Here is a 14,587-nt window from a genome sequence, read left to right as displayed (position 1 = left end):
GGACGCTTATGTCTTTCCTTCACTTTATTGTCAATGATGTATTAGGCCAGGCATCAATATTAATATCACTGATCGCCATGATTGGCCTGATCGCATTAAAGAAAAGCACCGGACAAGTTATTACCGGTACATTAAAAACGCTTCTGGGATTTTTGGTTCTGCTTTCGGGTGCCAGCATAATTGTTAATACCCTGACCTTTCTGGGTGAAATATTCCAGAAAGGATTTCATATGCGCGGGATTGTTACCGACGTCGGTTCTATTGCCGGTATCGCACAGCAAACTCTCGGGCGTGAAACGGCATTAATTATGGTACTGGCGTTTATCGTCAATATCCTGATTGCCCGCATGACCCGTTTCAAATATATCTTCCTCACCGGACAGGCGTCGCTGTGGATGGCCACGGTCTGTTCCGTCATCGGCTACATGGGCGGTCTGCGCGGTACCGAGCTTATCCTGACCGGCGGGATTATTGCCGGTGTAATGGCCGTCGGGATGCCGGTGCTGGCTCAGCCGATTGTGCGCAAAATTACCGGCTCCGATGACATTGCCCTCGGCCATTTCTGTACTATCGGCTATATCGTGCAGGCCGGTGTGGCGAAACTTACCGGCGATGTCAGTAAAAGCACCGAAGACTTCGAGCTGCCGCAATCCTTCTCTTTCCTGCAAGACACCTATCTGTCGATGATGGTGGTGATGATCCCGATTTACCTGATCCCGGCAATTGCAGCAGGCCCAGAAGTCATCGCGCCTTATGCCAACAGCGTTAACTATCTGGTCTATTCGTTCCTGCAATCCATTCAGTTTGTGGTCGGCGTTTACGTGCTGCTGTCAGGTGTCCGCCTGCTGCTGGCGGAAATCGTCCCGGCTTTCCGCGGTATCGCCCTGCGTATTGTGCCGAACGCCATTCCGGCGCTCGACTGTCCGGTACTTTTCCCCTATGCCCCGAACGCAGTCATTATCGGCTTTATCTCGACCACCATCGGTTCGGTGATCGGCATGTTCCTGTTCCCGAGCCTCGGACTGGCGATGATCTTACCGGGCATGCTGACCAACTTCTTCGCAGGCGGTACGGCGGGCATCTTCGGTAACGCCGTCGGCGGGCGTCGCGGCGCGATTATCGGCGGGATTTTCCACGGCCTGTTTATCACCCTGCTGCCGGCGTTGCTGCTGCCACTGTTGGGCAAGTTTGGCTTCTCGAACGTAACATTCAGTGACTCTGATGTCATCAGCGTCGGGCTGGTATTTGGTCATATCCTTAACTTCTTCCATTAAGTGAGCCGGAGGTCATGATTATGGACACTCGTATTGAGCAAATTTTAGCGCAGCAACTGCCCCCTCAGGAGTCGGCGAAAGCGCTTAACGAGCTGGGAAAACAGTATCAGGAGCAGCAGGATCTGGATGCCGCAATTGCCTGCTGGGAGGAAAGCATGGCCTGTTACGGCAAACCGGGATTTGCACAGGCGCAACTGATGAAAGCGTATAACGCGCGACGTCGCCAGTGTTCTGAAGCCGGGGACGGCAAAGGGCTGGAGCGGTATTCAGAAAAAATTGATGCGCTGATGCAACAAAGCAAAGATGCTATCCGTTACGGATTTTAAGCCACGGTAAATCCGGATAATCTGTTCAGTTAACCCCTTAAGAAGCCGCCGCGGATAACGCGGCGGCGTCTTTATTTTTTCCTATGGGTTAACCCCCTTCACCAGCACCGGTTGTTCGCGATAATCCGCCGGGAAATGTTGTTTCAAATCTTTAATTTTCGGCAAGTCATTCACCACGATGTACGGATAATCCGGGTTATCGTTTAAGAAGTTCTGGTGATAAGCCTCAGCCGGATAAAAGTGTGCACTGCTTTCCACTTTCGTCACCAGCGGTTCGCTGTAACTGTGGCTGGCGTTGAGCTGGGCAATGTACGCTTTTGCTACTTCCGCCTGCGCCTGATTAAGCGGGAAAACCGCCGAACGATACTGACTGCCGGTGTCCGGCCCCTGACGGTTTAGCTCCGTCGGGTTATGTCCCACTGAGAAGAAAATATGCAGCAGTTCACCGTAACTCACCTGCGTCGGGTCAAACGTGACTTTGACGGATTCTGCGTGGCCGGTATCGCCGTTGCTCACCTGCTCATAGCTGGCCGTTTGCGCCTCGCCGCCTGCATATCCCGACACCGCACTGGTGACGCCTTTCACATGCTGGAATACGCCCTGAATACCCCAGAAACAGCCACCGGCAAACAAAGCCGTTTCGCTGTGCGACGTTCCCGCAGGCTCATCTTTTATCGGTGCGGGGATGACCACCGCCGGTTCTGCTCCACCGCCCCACGACCAGGCATTATTTTGAAAGGCAAAAGCCGAAGCCAGCACCAGTCCGGCTATCAGGCTGTAATTACGCAAGCTGCGCACTTTTTTAGATGCATTTTTCATTGTGAATGTCCTGACTGATTAAGCTTTGGGGGTGAACGTCATCGCCAGCCCGTTCATGCAATAACGCAGGCCGGTCGGCTGCGGGCCGTCATCAAACACATGTCCCAAATGCCCGCCGCAGCGGCGACAATGCACTTCATCACGCACCATGCCAAACGAGGTATCCCGGCTGGTCAGCGCGGCATTGGGTAACGGCTTCCAGAAACTCGGCCAGCCTGTATGGCTGTCGAATTTTGTGGCCGATGAAAAGAGAGGAAGAGTGCAGCCCGCGCAGGCAAATTCACCCACACGATGCTCATTATTTAACGGGCTGGAATAAGGATGTTCGGTGCCCGCCTCGCGCAGAATATGGTACTGATCATCGTTCAGCTTCTGATGCCACTGCTCATCGGTCAGGGTAAATTCAAATTTTTCGGCTTTGGCCTGCGCATCCGCTTTGCGTGGGAAAAACGTCGGGAGCAGCCCTATCACCGCGACCGCGGAAACCGCACTGCTGCCCAGCAGGAAATTGCGTCTGTTAATCATTATTGTCACCGATCCGGTTACTGTCGATGGCATCAGACTACAAGGGGATGGATTACGGAATCCTCGCGGAGAGTTAACAGTTTTGTGATAAATCGATTTGCAGTTGCACTGCGGGCTGGGAGAGCGGTCAGATCGCGGTAGTTTGCGCGGGTTGTAACCCGCACGGAGGGCACCGCGCAGCGGCGGAATATTGCAGCTATCACTGTGTTACATGAAACATACACAGCGAGCGCAGCTGGCATTAAAAAAGCGAGGGCGAGCAGAAGGGAAAAGCCTTTCCCCTCTGCTCGGTTCGGTTCGGCGCCAAAGGCCAGGTGATAACAGTTATTAAGAAACCGAAACTATCACCTTTCTGTTCTAAACAGCCGCCTCATTGCAGCGGCTATCTGCAACCCAATTACAAAATCGCCCGTGCAGTCGGGTCTGCCCCTTCCCTTACAAACACCGGGATTTCACTCATCGGCGCGGCGACCGTAATCGCCCTTCCGCCTTCATACCGTTCGCCATTCAACGCCACCCACGTTTCTCCTGCCGGTAACCACACTTTCCGCTCGCGCTGACCCGCATGCAGTACCGGCGCGACCAGAATATCTGCGCCGAGCAGGTACTGATCTTCCACCTGCCAGCTTTCCGGCTGTTGCGGGTATTGATAGAACAGGGTGCGCATGGCCGGATCGCCCTTTTCGTGGGCTTCCTGCATGACGCGGCTGATGTACGGACGCAGTTTTTCGCGCAGGAATAATCCGCTTTTCATCAGTTCGTAATTTTCTTCGCCATAACTCCAGACTTCATTCGGTGCGCCGCTGTTGCACTGGGCGATGCCATCGCGCCACGGTTCCGGCGGCTGGATCTGTGGCTCACGGTAGCCGTGTAACCGCATGACCGGACAGAATACGCCCCACTGGAACCAGCGGATCAGCAACTCCTGAAACGCCGGATCGTTCACATTGCCGCCCTGGAACCCGCCGATGTCCGTCGTCCACCACGGAATGCCCGCCAGTCCCATGTTCAGACCCGCAGCAATCTGATTGCGCAAGGCGTGGAAGGAAGAGTGAATGTCGCCGGACCAGGCCAGCACACCATATCGCTGGCTGCCCGCCCAGGCGCAGCGAACCAGATTCACGATCTCGTTTTCGCCTTCTTGCTGTAAACCGTCATAAAAACCCTGCGCAAATTTCTGCGGATAAATGTTGCCGACTTCCAGTACCGGCCCGAGGTGATAGCGATAATTATCAAAATCATAGGCGCGGTATTCCGGTTCCGCTTCGTCAAGCCAGAAGGTACGGATACCCAGATCGTAATAATTTTGCTTCACTTTCTCCCAGACAAACTGACGCGCGCCGGGATGTGTGGCATCAAAGAAGGTGCAGTTGCCGAGGAAATCCAGATTCACCGACACACCACGGTCGGTATTCACCAGATAACCTTTGGATTTCATCTGCTTATAATTGTCAGTGCGGCTGTCTACCGTCGGCCAGACCGACACCATGGTTTCGATGCCAAGTGATTTCAGCTCTGCCACCATGGCTTTTGGATCCGGCCAGTCCACCGGATCAAAACACCATGTCCCCTGATTCGGCCAGTGGAAGAAGTCGATGACAATGACCGATATCGGCAGATTGCGGCGTTTATATTCGCGCGCGACCTCGAGCACTTCCTGCTGCGTGCGGTAACGGAGTTTGCATTGCCAGAAACCGGTGGCGTATTCCGGCATTTGCGGCGCGGTGCCGGTCGCACGGCCATACTGATGCATGATGTCTGCTGGCGTGTCTCCGGATGTGATCCAGTAATCCATCTGCTCCGTGACCTGCGCTTCCCAGCGAGTGATGTTCTTGCCGAAGGTCGCCTCGCCGATGGCCGGATTGTTCCACAACATGCCGTATCCGAGGCTTGAAAGCATAAAGGGCACGCTGGCCTGTGAGTTGCGCTGCGCCAGTTCCAGCGTGCAGCCTTTCAGATCCAGACAGCTTTGCTGGTACTGGCCCATGCCATAGATTTTCTCATCGGGGCGTGATTCAAAACGCACGGTCAGCTGATGCTTGCCGCCCGGAATGGCCTTGAATTCGCGGGCATCCATCTTCAGCGCGCTGATGTATTTGTCCTGACTCTTCTCCGTCGCGCCGATACCGACCGTCGAACGCTGACGCCAGAACTCCTCGAGGATCAGCTCACCTCGCTGGTTATAAAACGCCAGCTGCCCTTTGATATTCACCGTCGCCGTAATGTTGCCGTTGCGGATACTCAGCGTTTCGGTGCCGCGGCTGATGTCGGTTTGCGGCTGACTGTCCGCTGGCAGCAGCGCCCACAGATGATCATTGAGCTCAGGTCGGCAGGTGGCGCGAACGCGCAGGCTGTTTTCACCCCAGGGTTCAATCACCAGCGTTTGCTGATCGAAATGCCAGAGGATACGGTTTTTTTCGGCGATTAATTCGCTCATGCGGACTCCTGTGTATGCAAGGTGGCCTGAGGGACAGGCTCGTGTTCCCGTGAAATTTTGGACTGGTTAATCTGTTTCATGGTGGCGTCATTAAGTTTGTACCAGCGCATCGACAGCGCGCTGAACATCGAGAGCACGCCCGGCACCAGTGAGAACAGCGCGATAATGGACAGCATCGCGGCGGTATTTTGCTGCGCGGCGTGCGGCACATAACCGCTCATGCCGAGTGTCCAGCCGACCACCGCCCCGCTCACCGCCATCCCCATTTTCAGGATCGCCAACAAGGTCGAGAACACGGTGCCGTCCATGCGTTTGCCCTGTTTGTATTCGCCGTAATCCACCACGTCGGACATCATCACCCACATCAGCGTGGTCGTGACCTGATAGAACGTGGACACCAGCAACGTCATGCCGACCAGCAGGGAAATCCACGCCGGAACGAAGAAGATCGCCGCGCTCAGCGCACCGGTCAGAATGGCGCACAGCGTGAATGCCGCCAGTTTGCTACGGTTGCGGGTAAGCGGTTTGACCAGCAAACTGCCGAGGCTTTTGCCAATAATGTGTGCCGCCAGCAGCCACATAAAGTAGCTGGCGTTACCGAGATAATAGGTGACGTAATACATCATCGCGCCGAGACGCACGACACCAAACGAGATGTTGAAGAAGATCAGCGCCGCGACCACGCGCCATTGATCGTTACGCACTAAATCGCGCAGATCGGAGAGGAAATTCTCGTGCGTTGGCGGTGCGCTGATACGTTCTTTCGTATTGATAAAACACAGCAGGAACATCACCACGGCAATCGACGCCATTACAGCCATCGCGCCGAAATAGCCGTCGAGTTTATTGCCGCCGCCCATCATTTCTGCCAGCGGCATCATCAGGAACGTGGACATCGCGCCGCCAAGCGTGGCGAGGAAAAAGCGGTAGGATTGCAGCGAAATACGCTGGGTGTTATCCGGCGTGATGATAGCCCCCATAGAGCAGTAAGGAATATTGATCGCGGTATACATCAGCATCATCACGCAATAGGTGACGCTGGCGTAGACCATTTTGCCACCCAGCGAGAGCGATTCCGGCACCGCGTAAACCAGTAAACAACTGGCACCAAATGGCAGCGCGAGCCAGAGAATATAGGGGCGGAACTTGCCAAAACGGGTCTGCGTGCGGTCGGCAATCAGCCCCATTGCAGGGTCAACAATCGCATCCCCCACACGAGCGACCAGAAACATTGTCCCGACGAACACCGCCGGTAATCCCACGACATCGGTGTAATAAAACGTCAAAAATATAATCACGTTATCCAGGCCAATATGGCTCGCCATATCCCCCAGACCGTAGCTGATTTTTTCTTTTACGGATAACTTCGCCGTCATTTTTCGTCCTGCCTTTTGTAGGGTTAAACACAAAAAAGTCAGTCCGTCCGTGGCCCGAGGACTTGTTATAGAATGGTTAAAAGGCAGTCACAATTGCGAGATGTTATAAATTTCTTATGTTTTTTGATTAATGTGATACCGGTAACATGGATAAGAAGAAAAAAAATGAGGCGGTCCGGAGACCCCCTCATTTTTGTTTTTCGTACCCGGCGCTATTCGTGATGAACAGCGCCACTGCCCGTCAGGCGTGGGTCACTGGCTTCTGCTCAGTTTTGGTCTGCGCGTTTTCCAGCATTCTGCGCACCGGAATGATCAGCACGAACAGCACTGCGGCGCAGATAAGCAACGCGATAGAACAACGTGCGAAGAGATCAGGCAGCATGTCCAGCTGATCGGCTTTCACGTGACCGCCGATAAGACCCGCCGCCAGATTACCCAGCGCACTGGCGCAGAACCACAGCCCCATCATCTGACCGCGCATTCTTTCCGGCGCCAGCAGCGTCATGGTCGCAAGCCCTATCGGGCTCAGACACAGCTCACCGAGCGTCAGCATCAGAATACTGCCCACCAGCCAGAATGGCGAAACGCCTGCGCCACCGCTGCTCAGCACGTTTTGCGCTGCCATCATCATCAGGCCAAAGCCTGCCGCAGCGCACAAAATACCGATGATGAACTTGGTGATGCTGCTCGGACGAATGTTCTTACGTGCCATCATCGGCCATGCCCAGCTGAATACCGGGGCCAGCAGAATGATAAACAGCGCATTGATGGACTGGAACCAGACCGCTGGGATTTCGAAATCGCCGATCATACGGTTGGTGTAGTCATTCGCAAACAAGTTGAACGAGGTCGGTTTCTGCTCAAACGCAGACCAGAAGAACGCAGCGGAAACCAGCAGGATAAAGCAAACCAGCAGTCTGGCGCGCTCTTTGCGGTTAAGCCCGGCGAACAGGAACAGATAGATAAAGTACAGCGCCACGGAAGCCGCAATCACGTAAACCAGCACGCTGGCGACAGCGACCGGATTAATGACGATCACGCCCTGCGCAATCAGTGTCACGACGACCGCCACACCCACTGCCAGTACCAGCAGCCAAGCGCCGACGCCGTTTTTCTTCGCGACAGGATTATTCCAGGTTGAATCCAGACCGACTTCGCTGTCATAGCGTTTCATCGCCGGAACGGCATACACGCGGAAGATAATCAGCGCCACCAGCATCCCGATACCCCCGATGCCAAAGCCCCAGTGCCAGCCGTGCGTTTTTATCAGCCAGCCGGAAATCAGCGGCGCGATAAAGGAACCCATATTGATGCCCATATAAAACAGTGAGAAACCACCGTCACGGCGCGCATCGCCTTTCTTATACAGCGTCCCCACCATGACCGAAATACAGGTCTTGAACAGGCCGGAACCCAGCACGATAAACATCAGGCCGATGAAAAACAGGTTGTCGCCCATGAAAGCCGACAAAGCAATCGACAGGTGACCCAGCGCAATCAGGATCGAGCCGTACCAGACTGCCCGCTGTTGACCCAGCCAGTTATCGGCCAGCCATCCACCCGGCAACGCCGCCAGATACATACAACCGGCAAAGATACCGACGATGGCCGATGCGTTTTCACGCGCCAGCCCCATGCCGCCGTCATAAACCGTGGCCGCCATGAACAGGATCAGTAAGGGACGAATACCGTAAAACGAGAACCGCTCCCACATTTCTGTAAAGAACAGAGAACCCAGCGGATAAGGATGACCGAAGAACGTCCGGCTCTCGTTTTTGTGATCAGAGGAATGCATAAACTCTCCAAAAGGTGTGTCGTAGTGTTTGTAAAAACTCAATGCCTGGCGGTTATGATTTCGCCGCTCTTTAACATTCAGAAATTATTACTTGCCATTGGAAACTAGTTTTGTCTGGCGATAACTGCAGAACTTTTAGAGGAAAAGTCGACAACTGTCTACCTTTACAGAGTTTATGATGGCAAAAATACGGGATTGTTTTGGATAAAAAAGGGGAGGTTTTCGAGCAAAGAGAGGTATTAACTGATTGATTTAAAGAATTATCTTAGAGATTACAGAAGCCAATTTTTAGCGAGAAATTTATGTTCAGCTGAATTTGCGGAAAAACGGCTTCTGAAACATTTTACTCCCCCTTTTCAGAGGGAGGAGAAAACAACATTACTCCGCAAGCAGTGGCGGGATCGACGGCACCATCGGCGCATTATCAATATCCGCCTGCGTCATACGGAACGCCTCGGGATAATGTTCGCGGCTGGTGCGTCGCAAAGGTTCGGTGGAACGCCAGGTGTATAAACAATGCTGACACTGATGCACGGTCCAGACGCCTTTTACCGGCGACACGGCCATCAGTTCAATATGCTCATCGGCACAACGTGGACAAATCATAATCACTCCTTAATAGAGTCGGTAAATGCTCAGGCTTTGCGCTCATCCAGCATGGAATTGAGTCTGGCGACCCAGTCTTTGGTTTCCGGTAAATCGCGTACCGGCTGGCTGTAATGACCGCGGTTATCCGGTGCGACCGGCGTGGTGGCGTCAATGATCAGTTTGTCAGTGATCCCCGCCGGCGATGACCCCGGATCCAGTTCCAGCACGGACATATTCGGCAGCTGAACCAGGTCGCCCGCCGGATTCACCTTGGCGGAAAGCGCCCACATCACCTGCGGCAGGTTAAACGGATCCACATCCTCATCGACCATAATCACCATTTTCACGTAACCCAGACCGTGCGGTGTGGTCATTGCGCGAAGCCCCACGGCACGGGCAAAACCGCCGTACCGTTTTTTGGTGGAGATAATTGCCAGCAGACCGTGGGTGTACATGGCGTTGACCGCCTGTACTTCCGGGAATTCGGCTTTGAGTTGCTGATACAGCGGCACGCAGGTGGCAGGTCCCATCAGGTAGTCGATTTCAGTCCACGGCATGCCGAGATACAGCGATTCAAAAATGGGATGATTGCGGTAAGACACTTTATCGATACGCACCACGGTCATGTTGCGGCCACCGGAATAGTGCCCGGTGAATTCGCCGAACGGCCCTTCGATTTCGCGTTTACGCCCTTCAATCACTCCTTCGAGGATCACTTCTGAACCCCAGGGCACGTCGAAACCGGTCAGCGGTGCGGTGGCAATCGGATACGGCGCCTGACGCAGTGCGCCCGCCATTTCATATTCAGACTGGTCATATTTCAGCGGCGTCGCGCCCATCAGCGTGATAATCGGGTCATTACCCAGCGTGATGACTATCGGTAAATCTTCGCCGCGCTCTTCCGCTTTATGTAAGTGCAGCGCAATGTCATGCATCGGCACCGGTTGCAGCCCGAGCTTACGCTTGCCCTTCACTTCCATACGATAAATGCCGACATTCTGTTTATCGAAACTGTCGGGATCCGTCGGGTCGCGGGATACCACGCAGGCTTTATCGAGATAGAAACCGCCGTCGCCGTCGTTTAGGCGAAACAGCGGCAGAATGTCGAACAGATTAATGTCTTCGCCGTCGACGGTATTTTCTGCCCACGCAGGATTTTCACGGCGCTCAGGTTTTATCGGAAACGTATCCCAGCGGCGGATATATTCGGCAATCTGTTCATTGGTCGACGTGGAAGGCGGTAATCCCATCGCAATGGCGTGATTGGGCCAGGACCCGAGGGTATTTAAGGCGATACGCGCGTCGGTGAATCCTTCCACATTGTCAAAATACAGGGCGGGTGCGCCCTCGCCGATCCGGCCTGTGGCGTTCGCGGCTGCGGCCAGATCCGGCTCCGCTTTCACCTGTTCGGTGATTTTCAGCAGCTGTCCGTTCTCATCCAGTGCGTGCATAAAGCTGCGCAGATCATCAAAAGCCATCTCGATTCTCCTTTACGTAGTGCGGGGTAGATTTAACACGTTTTAGAAACTAATTAGTGACGCCGTCACTCCTTGCCGATAACCCTGCCCATCGCTTAGCACGATGATATTCAAGGCCAAACTGGTCGAGTACGCGGGTGACAATGTGGTCTGTCACGTCCTGAATAGTCTCAGGATGGTTGTAGTAAGCCGGCATCGGCGGCACGATGGCGGCCCCCATGCGGGACAGTGCCAGCAGGTTTTCAAGGTGAACGGTGCTGAGCGGGGTTTCACGCGGAACCAGCACCAGCTTGCGGTTTTCTTTGAGCACCACATCCGCCGCCCGCCCGACCAGACCTTCGGCGTATCCGGCGCGGATCCCCGCCAGCGTTTTCATGCTGCACGGGATGATGATCATGCCGTCCGTTTTGAATGAACCCGAAGAAATCGTGGCCCCCTGATCGGCGCAATTGTGCGTGAAATCGGCCATCTCACAGACCTCTCGCGCGGTGTACGGCGTTTCAAGCTCAATCGTGGTTTTCGCCCATTTCGACATCACCAGGTGCGTTTCCACGCCTTCCATCTCCCGCAGTGCCTGCAACAGCGTCACTGCCAGCGGAGCGCCCGTCGCGCCCGTCATTGCGATAATCAGTTTCATTCCGGCCTCACACAGATGATGATTCTTGAGTATATTGTTCGTATACGAATGATTTTTACCTTATACTCCTTTTCAAATCACCGCAATGGTCTGTCGCATTCATTCCTCAGAGGTTGCTAAAATAGCCGCAGAGCAATAAGAACAGCGGAAACTGATGATGAGCACACAATTGAGACAGGAAGCCTTTCATATAATGCGTAAGGTATTCCAGCAGCACACTGCACGCTGGCAGCAATGCATCCCGGAACTGACCAAACCGCAATACGCCGTGATGCGCTCGGTTGCTGAAAATCCGGGAATTGAGCAGGTGCAGCTGACCGGTGTGGCGATCAGCAGTAAGGCCACACTGGCAGAAATGCTGTCACGGCTGGAATCACGCGGGTTGTTAGTCCGCCAGGCTGATCCGGCAGATAAGCGTCGTCGTTTTATTACGCTGACTGCAGAGGGCAATGCCGTTCTGGCGAAAACTCAGCCGGTCAGTCAGCAGGTGGATACCGAGTTTTTAGCAAGATTATCTCCTGACGATCAGCAGCATCTGGTGCGTTTGCTCAGGCAAATGCTTGAAGCTGAGAGTTGAAAGTTAAGGAGTTACGGGAGTTTTTATGATTGAAGAAGTCGTGTTGCTGGATGTGCAAAATCGGCCATCTGGAACCATGGATAAAACGCTGGTACATTCCGGCCATACTCCGCTGCATCTGGCCTTTTCCTGCTACATCCGCAATGAACGTGGCGAAATTCTGCTGACGCGCCGTGCTCTGTGCAAAGTCGCGTGGCCGGGCGTCTGGACCAATTCGGTGTGCGGACATCCGTTGCCCGACGAAACCTTGCAGGCGGCTGTCTCGCGCCGTTGCCAGTACGAGCTCGGCCTGCCGGTGGAAAATATCACCCCGCTGATTGATGAGTTTCAGTATTACGCCACCGATGCTTCCGGCATTGTCGAAAACGAATTCTGCCCGATTTTTGCCGCCTTCACCCGCCAGCCCCCGGCTCCGCGGGAGTCTGAAGTGATGGATTACCAATGGGTGAAACCGGAAGATTTACTGAGCAGTGTGCGTACCACGCCGTGGGCATTCAGCCCGTGGATGGTGTTACAGCTCGGTCAGATTACGCAGAAAAACCTCAGTCTGCTGGGGTGAGCGTAAACGCACAAAGTGGACATGCTGCCAGCCGGGGTCACTGAGTAAGGCCTCATACTGGCGGCGGTTTTTACTGTACGTTTTCAGCGTCCACAGGATGATCGAATCCCGGCTGAAAAAGCTTTTGCGAAACGTCTCGCAATTCCCCGTTCCCGCCCAGATTTCCTGCCTGCCCCACGCCTGCGTGGCCGCCCGTTTCACTGCCTGACACACCGTGCGTCCGAACGAATAATCCACCCACACGATCAGATCGATATTGCGCCATTTTACCGGCTGCGTGCGTTTGTAATTGCCGTCAATCACCCAGCTGTCGCTGGCCGCCAATCTCTCTTCAAGGCGGGCAAAGAATTGTTCGTCAGGGGTACCCTGCCAGTCAGCCCGCCAGAACAACGCATCCAGTTCAATATAGGGAATATTCAGTTTCTCAGATATGCCGCGCGCCAGCGTCGATTTGCCGCTGCCGCTGGTACCGATGACGTTAATTCTCACCGAAAATCTCCTGTCTGCCGCCGCAGAATTCGCCAGATAGCGCAAAAAAAGGGCGACTATTCTGCCGCAGACGTAAGCGGTTGTACAGATGCAGAAATACTGATGCAAAGGCTGCCACATAAATCACCTTCTTAACCATAACTCACGGAACTAACTCATACCGTGAATGTATTGGCAGCATAAAGAAATGAGCTTTTCGTGCTTTTTAATCCATTGCTAGCAACATTATCTGAGATTTTTCACATCCATACCTGTACATATTTGCAATCATTGTATAACTTTCTTCTACCCCTGCTTCATCATTAGTCCGTCTTTTACGGGCAGTTTCGGCCTGGCCTTTGGAAGAAAAAATTGGATTTCCCTTCTTCCAAAGGTTTTTTTTACGGCTGAATTTTATTTTTGTATAAAATAATCACGGGATGAACAGGGACGGTGATTGTGAAGAAACGCTTCACAATATTCTCTTTTCTGACTGGCAATAGGCACTTTTCCGGCGATGAAATTCGCGGAGAAGTTTGAGGAGGTCTACATGCAACTCGAAGCAGAACAAACAGTTACAGAAATCAGTGATTATTTCAAAGTCCGTGAAACCCCAACATTGAGCGAAGTCGAGATCCTCGGCACCATCGTTTCAGGGCTATTAAACAACCGGTATCCGGTCAGTAATAAAGCGATCATTGAAGGGCTGCTGCGCCAGCTGGAGCAGGAGTCTAACGTCAGCAACCAGCAGGGTTGCCGCAATTTGCTGGAGCTGGTGTTGCTCTCCACGCAGGATGACGTGATTTAACATCACCACCGGCCTGTTACGTAAAATGTTAACAGGCCGGAAAAGTGTCCTAACGTATTACAGTGATTTTAACGTCGCGGCAATCACGTCTTTTACCGGCGTTGTCGGACGACCAATCAGTTTGCTCAATGTATGAGAGTCATCAAACAGACCGCCCTTCTCTGCGCCCGCATCAGAATCTGCCAGCATATTCGCCAGACCTTCCGGTAAACCCGCACCCAGCAGCGCTTTCGCAAATTCCGCTTCCGGCAGATTCACGTAATCGACTTTTTTGCCGGACTGACGTGCAATTTCGGCTGAGAATTCCGCCAGGGTATAAGAGTCGTCCCCCGCCAGTTCGTAGATTTTTCCGCCCTGATTATCGAGCACCAGAACGGCCGCTGCCGCTTCGGCGTAATCCTGACGCGCTGCGGAAGCAATTTTTCCTTCGCCGACGGAGCCAATAAAGGCGTTATGCGCCAGCGTCGGAGCAATGCTCGCGGCATAGTTTTCCGTATACCAGCCGTTACGCAGCAGGACAAAAGGAACGCCGGATTCCCTTAACGCTTTTTCGGTCGCGCGGTGCTCGGTGCCCAGACCCAGCGGAGATTTATCCGCGTGCAGCAGGCTGGTATAAGCCAGAAGTTTCACGCCCGCACGTTTCGCCGCCGCGATCACCGCGTTGTGCTGCGCTTCGCGCTGACCGACTTCGCTTGAGGAAATCAGCAGCAGTTTCTCTGCGCCTTTAAACGCTGAATCCAGCGTCTCCGGCTGGCTGTAATCCGCCTGGCGAACCTGAACGCCTAAATCTGCCAGATCTTTGGCTTTTTCAGGGCTGCGCACTGCGGCAATAATTTGATTAGCGGGCACTTTTTTCAGAAGTGCGGCAATAACAAGGCGGCCTAACTGGCCGGTAGCACCGGTAACTGCGATCATATTTA

At 53.7% G+C, this 14,587-nt stretch carries 15 protein-coding genes; 5 read left to right on the top strand and 10 right to left on the bottom strand.

Going from position 1 to position 14,587, the window contains the following annotated elements:
* Window positions 1-8: 8 nt before the first annotated feature.
* On the top strand, window positions 9-1,274 hold the full coding sequence (locus J1784_RS17510; RefSeq protein ID WP_217150272.1) for a PTS sugar transporter subunit IIC: 1,266 nt from the start codon (window positions 9-11) through the stop codon (window positions 1,272-1,274).
* Window positions 1,275-1,294: 20 nt separating this feature from the next.
* Entirely contained in the window at window positions 1,295-1,600 is a 306-nt protein-coding gene (locus tag J1784_RS17505) for a hypothetical protein (RefSeq protein ID WP_119824133.1), read from the top strand.
* Between the two features lie 81 nt (window positions 1,601-1,681).
* Here J1784_RS17505 and msrA read toward each other — a convergent pair whose 3' ends face one another.
* The 8 genes from msrA to J1784_RS17465 all read right to left on the bottom strand — a co-directional run bounded on the left by msrA (window position 1,682) and on the right by J1784_RS17465 (window position 11,255).
* Window positions 1,682-2,419, bottom strand: coding sequence for a peptide-methionine (S)-S-oxide reductase MsrA (gene msrA / locus J1784_RS17500; protein WP_119824131.1), 738 nt, complete (start codon window positions 2,417-2,419; stop codon window positions 1,682-1,684).
* Window positions 2,420-2,437: 18 nt separating this feature from the next.
* A complete protein-coding gene (gene msrB, locus J1784_RS17495) occupies window positions 2,438-2,944 on the bottom strand; it encodes a peptide-methionine (R)-S-oxide reductase MsrB (RefSeq protein WP_120509527.1) in 507 nt (168 codons plus the stop codon).
* 397 nt (window positions 2,945-3,341) lie between these two features.
* On the bottom strand, window positions 3,342-5,381 hold the full coding sequence (locus J1784_RS17490; RefSeq protein ID WP_217150271.1) for a glycoside hydrolase family 31 protein: 2,040 nt from the start codon (window positions 5,379-5,381) through the stop codon (window positions 3,342-3,344).
* A complete protein-coding gene (locus J1784_RS17485; protein WP_217150270.1) occupies window positions 5,378-6,757 on the bottom strand; it encodes a glycoside-pentoside-hexuronide (GPH):cation symporter in 1,380 nt (459 codons plus the stop codon). Before J1784_RS17485 ends, J1784_RS17490 begins: the two co-directional genes overlap by 4 nt.
* A gap of 241 nt (window positions 6,758-6,998) precedes the next feature.
* A complete protein-coding gene (locus J1784_RS17480; RefSeq protein WP_120509524.1) occupies window positions 6,999-8,552 on the bottom strand; it encodes a peptide MFS transporter in 1,554 nt (517 codons plus the stop codon).
* A 378-nt stretch (window positions 8,553-8,930) separates the two neighbouring features.
* Window positions 8,931-9,158 (bottom strand): non-oxidative hydroxyarylic acid decarboxylases subunit D, encoded by a 228-nt coding sequence (locus tag J1784_RS17475; protein ID WP_217150269.1) that lies wholly within the window; start codon window positions 9,156-9,158, stop codon window positions 8,931-8,933.
* Window positions 9,159-9,187: 29 nt separating this feature from the next.
* Entirely contained in the window at window positions 9,188-10,618 is a 1,431-nt protein-coding gene (locus tag J1784_RS17470) for a non-oxidative hydroxyarylic acid decarboxylases subunit C (RefSeq protein ID WP_217150268.1), read from the bottom strand.
* A 49-nt stretch (window positions 10,619-10,667) separates the two neighbouring features.
* Window positions 10,668-11,255: a non-oxidative hydroxyarylic acid decarboxylases subunit B gene (locus tag J1784_RS17465; protein ID WP_120509521.1), complete on the bottom strand. Its 588-nt coding sequence runs from the start codon at window positions 11,253-11,255 to the stop codon at window positions 10,668-10,670.
* Window positions 11,256-11,412: 157 nt separating this feature from the next.
* On the opposite strand from J1784_RS17465, the gene J1784_RS17460 reads away from it, so the two are divergent.
* Both J1784_RS17460 and idi read left to right on the top strand, forming a co-directional pair.
* Window positions 11,413-11,832 (top strand): MarR family winged helix-turn-helix transcriptional regulator, encoded by a 420-nt coding sequence (locus tag J1784_RS17460; RefSeq protein WP_217150267.1) that lies wholly within the window; start codon window positions 11,413-11,415, stop codon window positions 11,830-11,832.
* 25 nt (window positions 11,833-11,857) lie between these two features.
* The gene (gene idi / locus J1784_RS17455) at window positions 11,858-12,391 is read left to right on the top strand and encodes an isopentenyl-diphosphate Delta-isomerase (RefSeq protein ID WP_217150266.1); all 534 of its coding nucleotides are present in this window, start codon (window positions 11,858-11,860) and stop codon (window positions 12,389-12,391) included.
* Here idi and J1784_RS17450 read toward each other — a convergent pair.
* Window positions 12,344-12,880 (bottom strand): P-loop NTPase family protein, encoded by a 537-nt coding sequence (locus tag J1784_RS17450; RefSeq protein ID WP_217150265.1) that lies wholly within the window; start codon window positions 12,878-12,880, stop codon window positions 12,344-12,346. The genes idi and J1784_RS17450 overlap by 48 nt on opposite strands.
* Window positions 12,881-13,409: 529 nt before the next feature.
* On the opposite strand from J1784_RS17450, the gene J1784_RS17445 reads away from it, so the two are divergent.
* On the top strand, window positions 13,410-13,667 hold the full coding sequence (locus J1784_RS17445) for a biofilm/acid-resistance regulator YmgB/AriR (RefSeq protein ID WP_217150264.1): 258 nt from the start codon (window positions 13,410-13,412) through the stop codon (window positions 13,665-13,667).
* A gap of 57 nt (window positions 13,668-13,724) precedes the next feature.
* Here J1784_RS17445 and J1784_RS17440 read toward each other — a convergent pair whose 3' ends face one another.
* Window positions 13,725-14,582, bottom strand: coding sequence for an SDR family oxidoreductase (locus J1784_RS17440; protein ID WP_217150263.1), 858 nt, complete (start codon window positions 14,580-14,582; stop codon window positions 13,725-13,727).
* Window positions 14,583-14,587: the final 5 nt, after the last annotated feature.

Source organism: Rahnella ecdela (assembly GCF_019049625.1).
GTDB classification, from domain to species: Bacteria; Pseudomonadota; Gammaproteobacteria; order Enterobacterales; family Enterobacteriaceae; genus Rahnella; species Rahnella ecdela.
The sequence above is the reverse complement of the archived record's forward strand: the minus strand, read 5'-3'. Positions and strand labels throughout refer to the sequence as shown.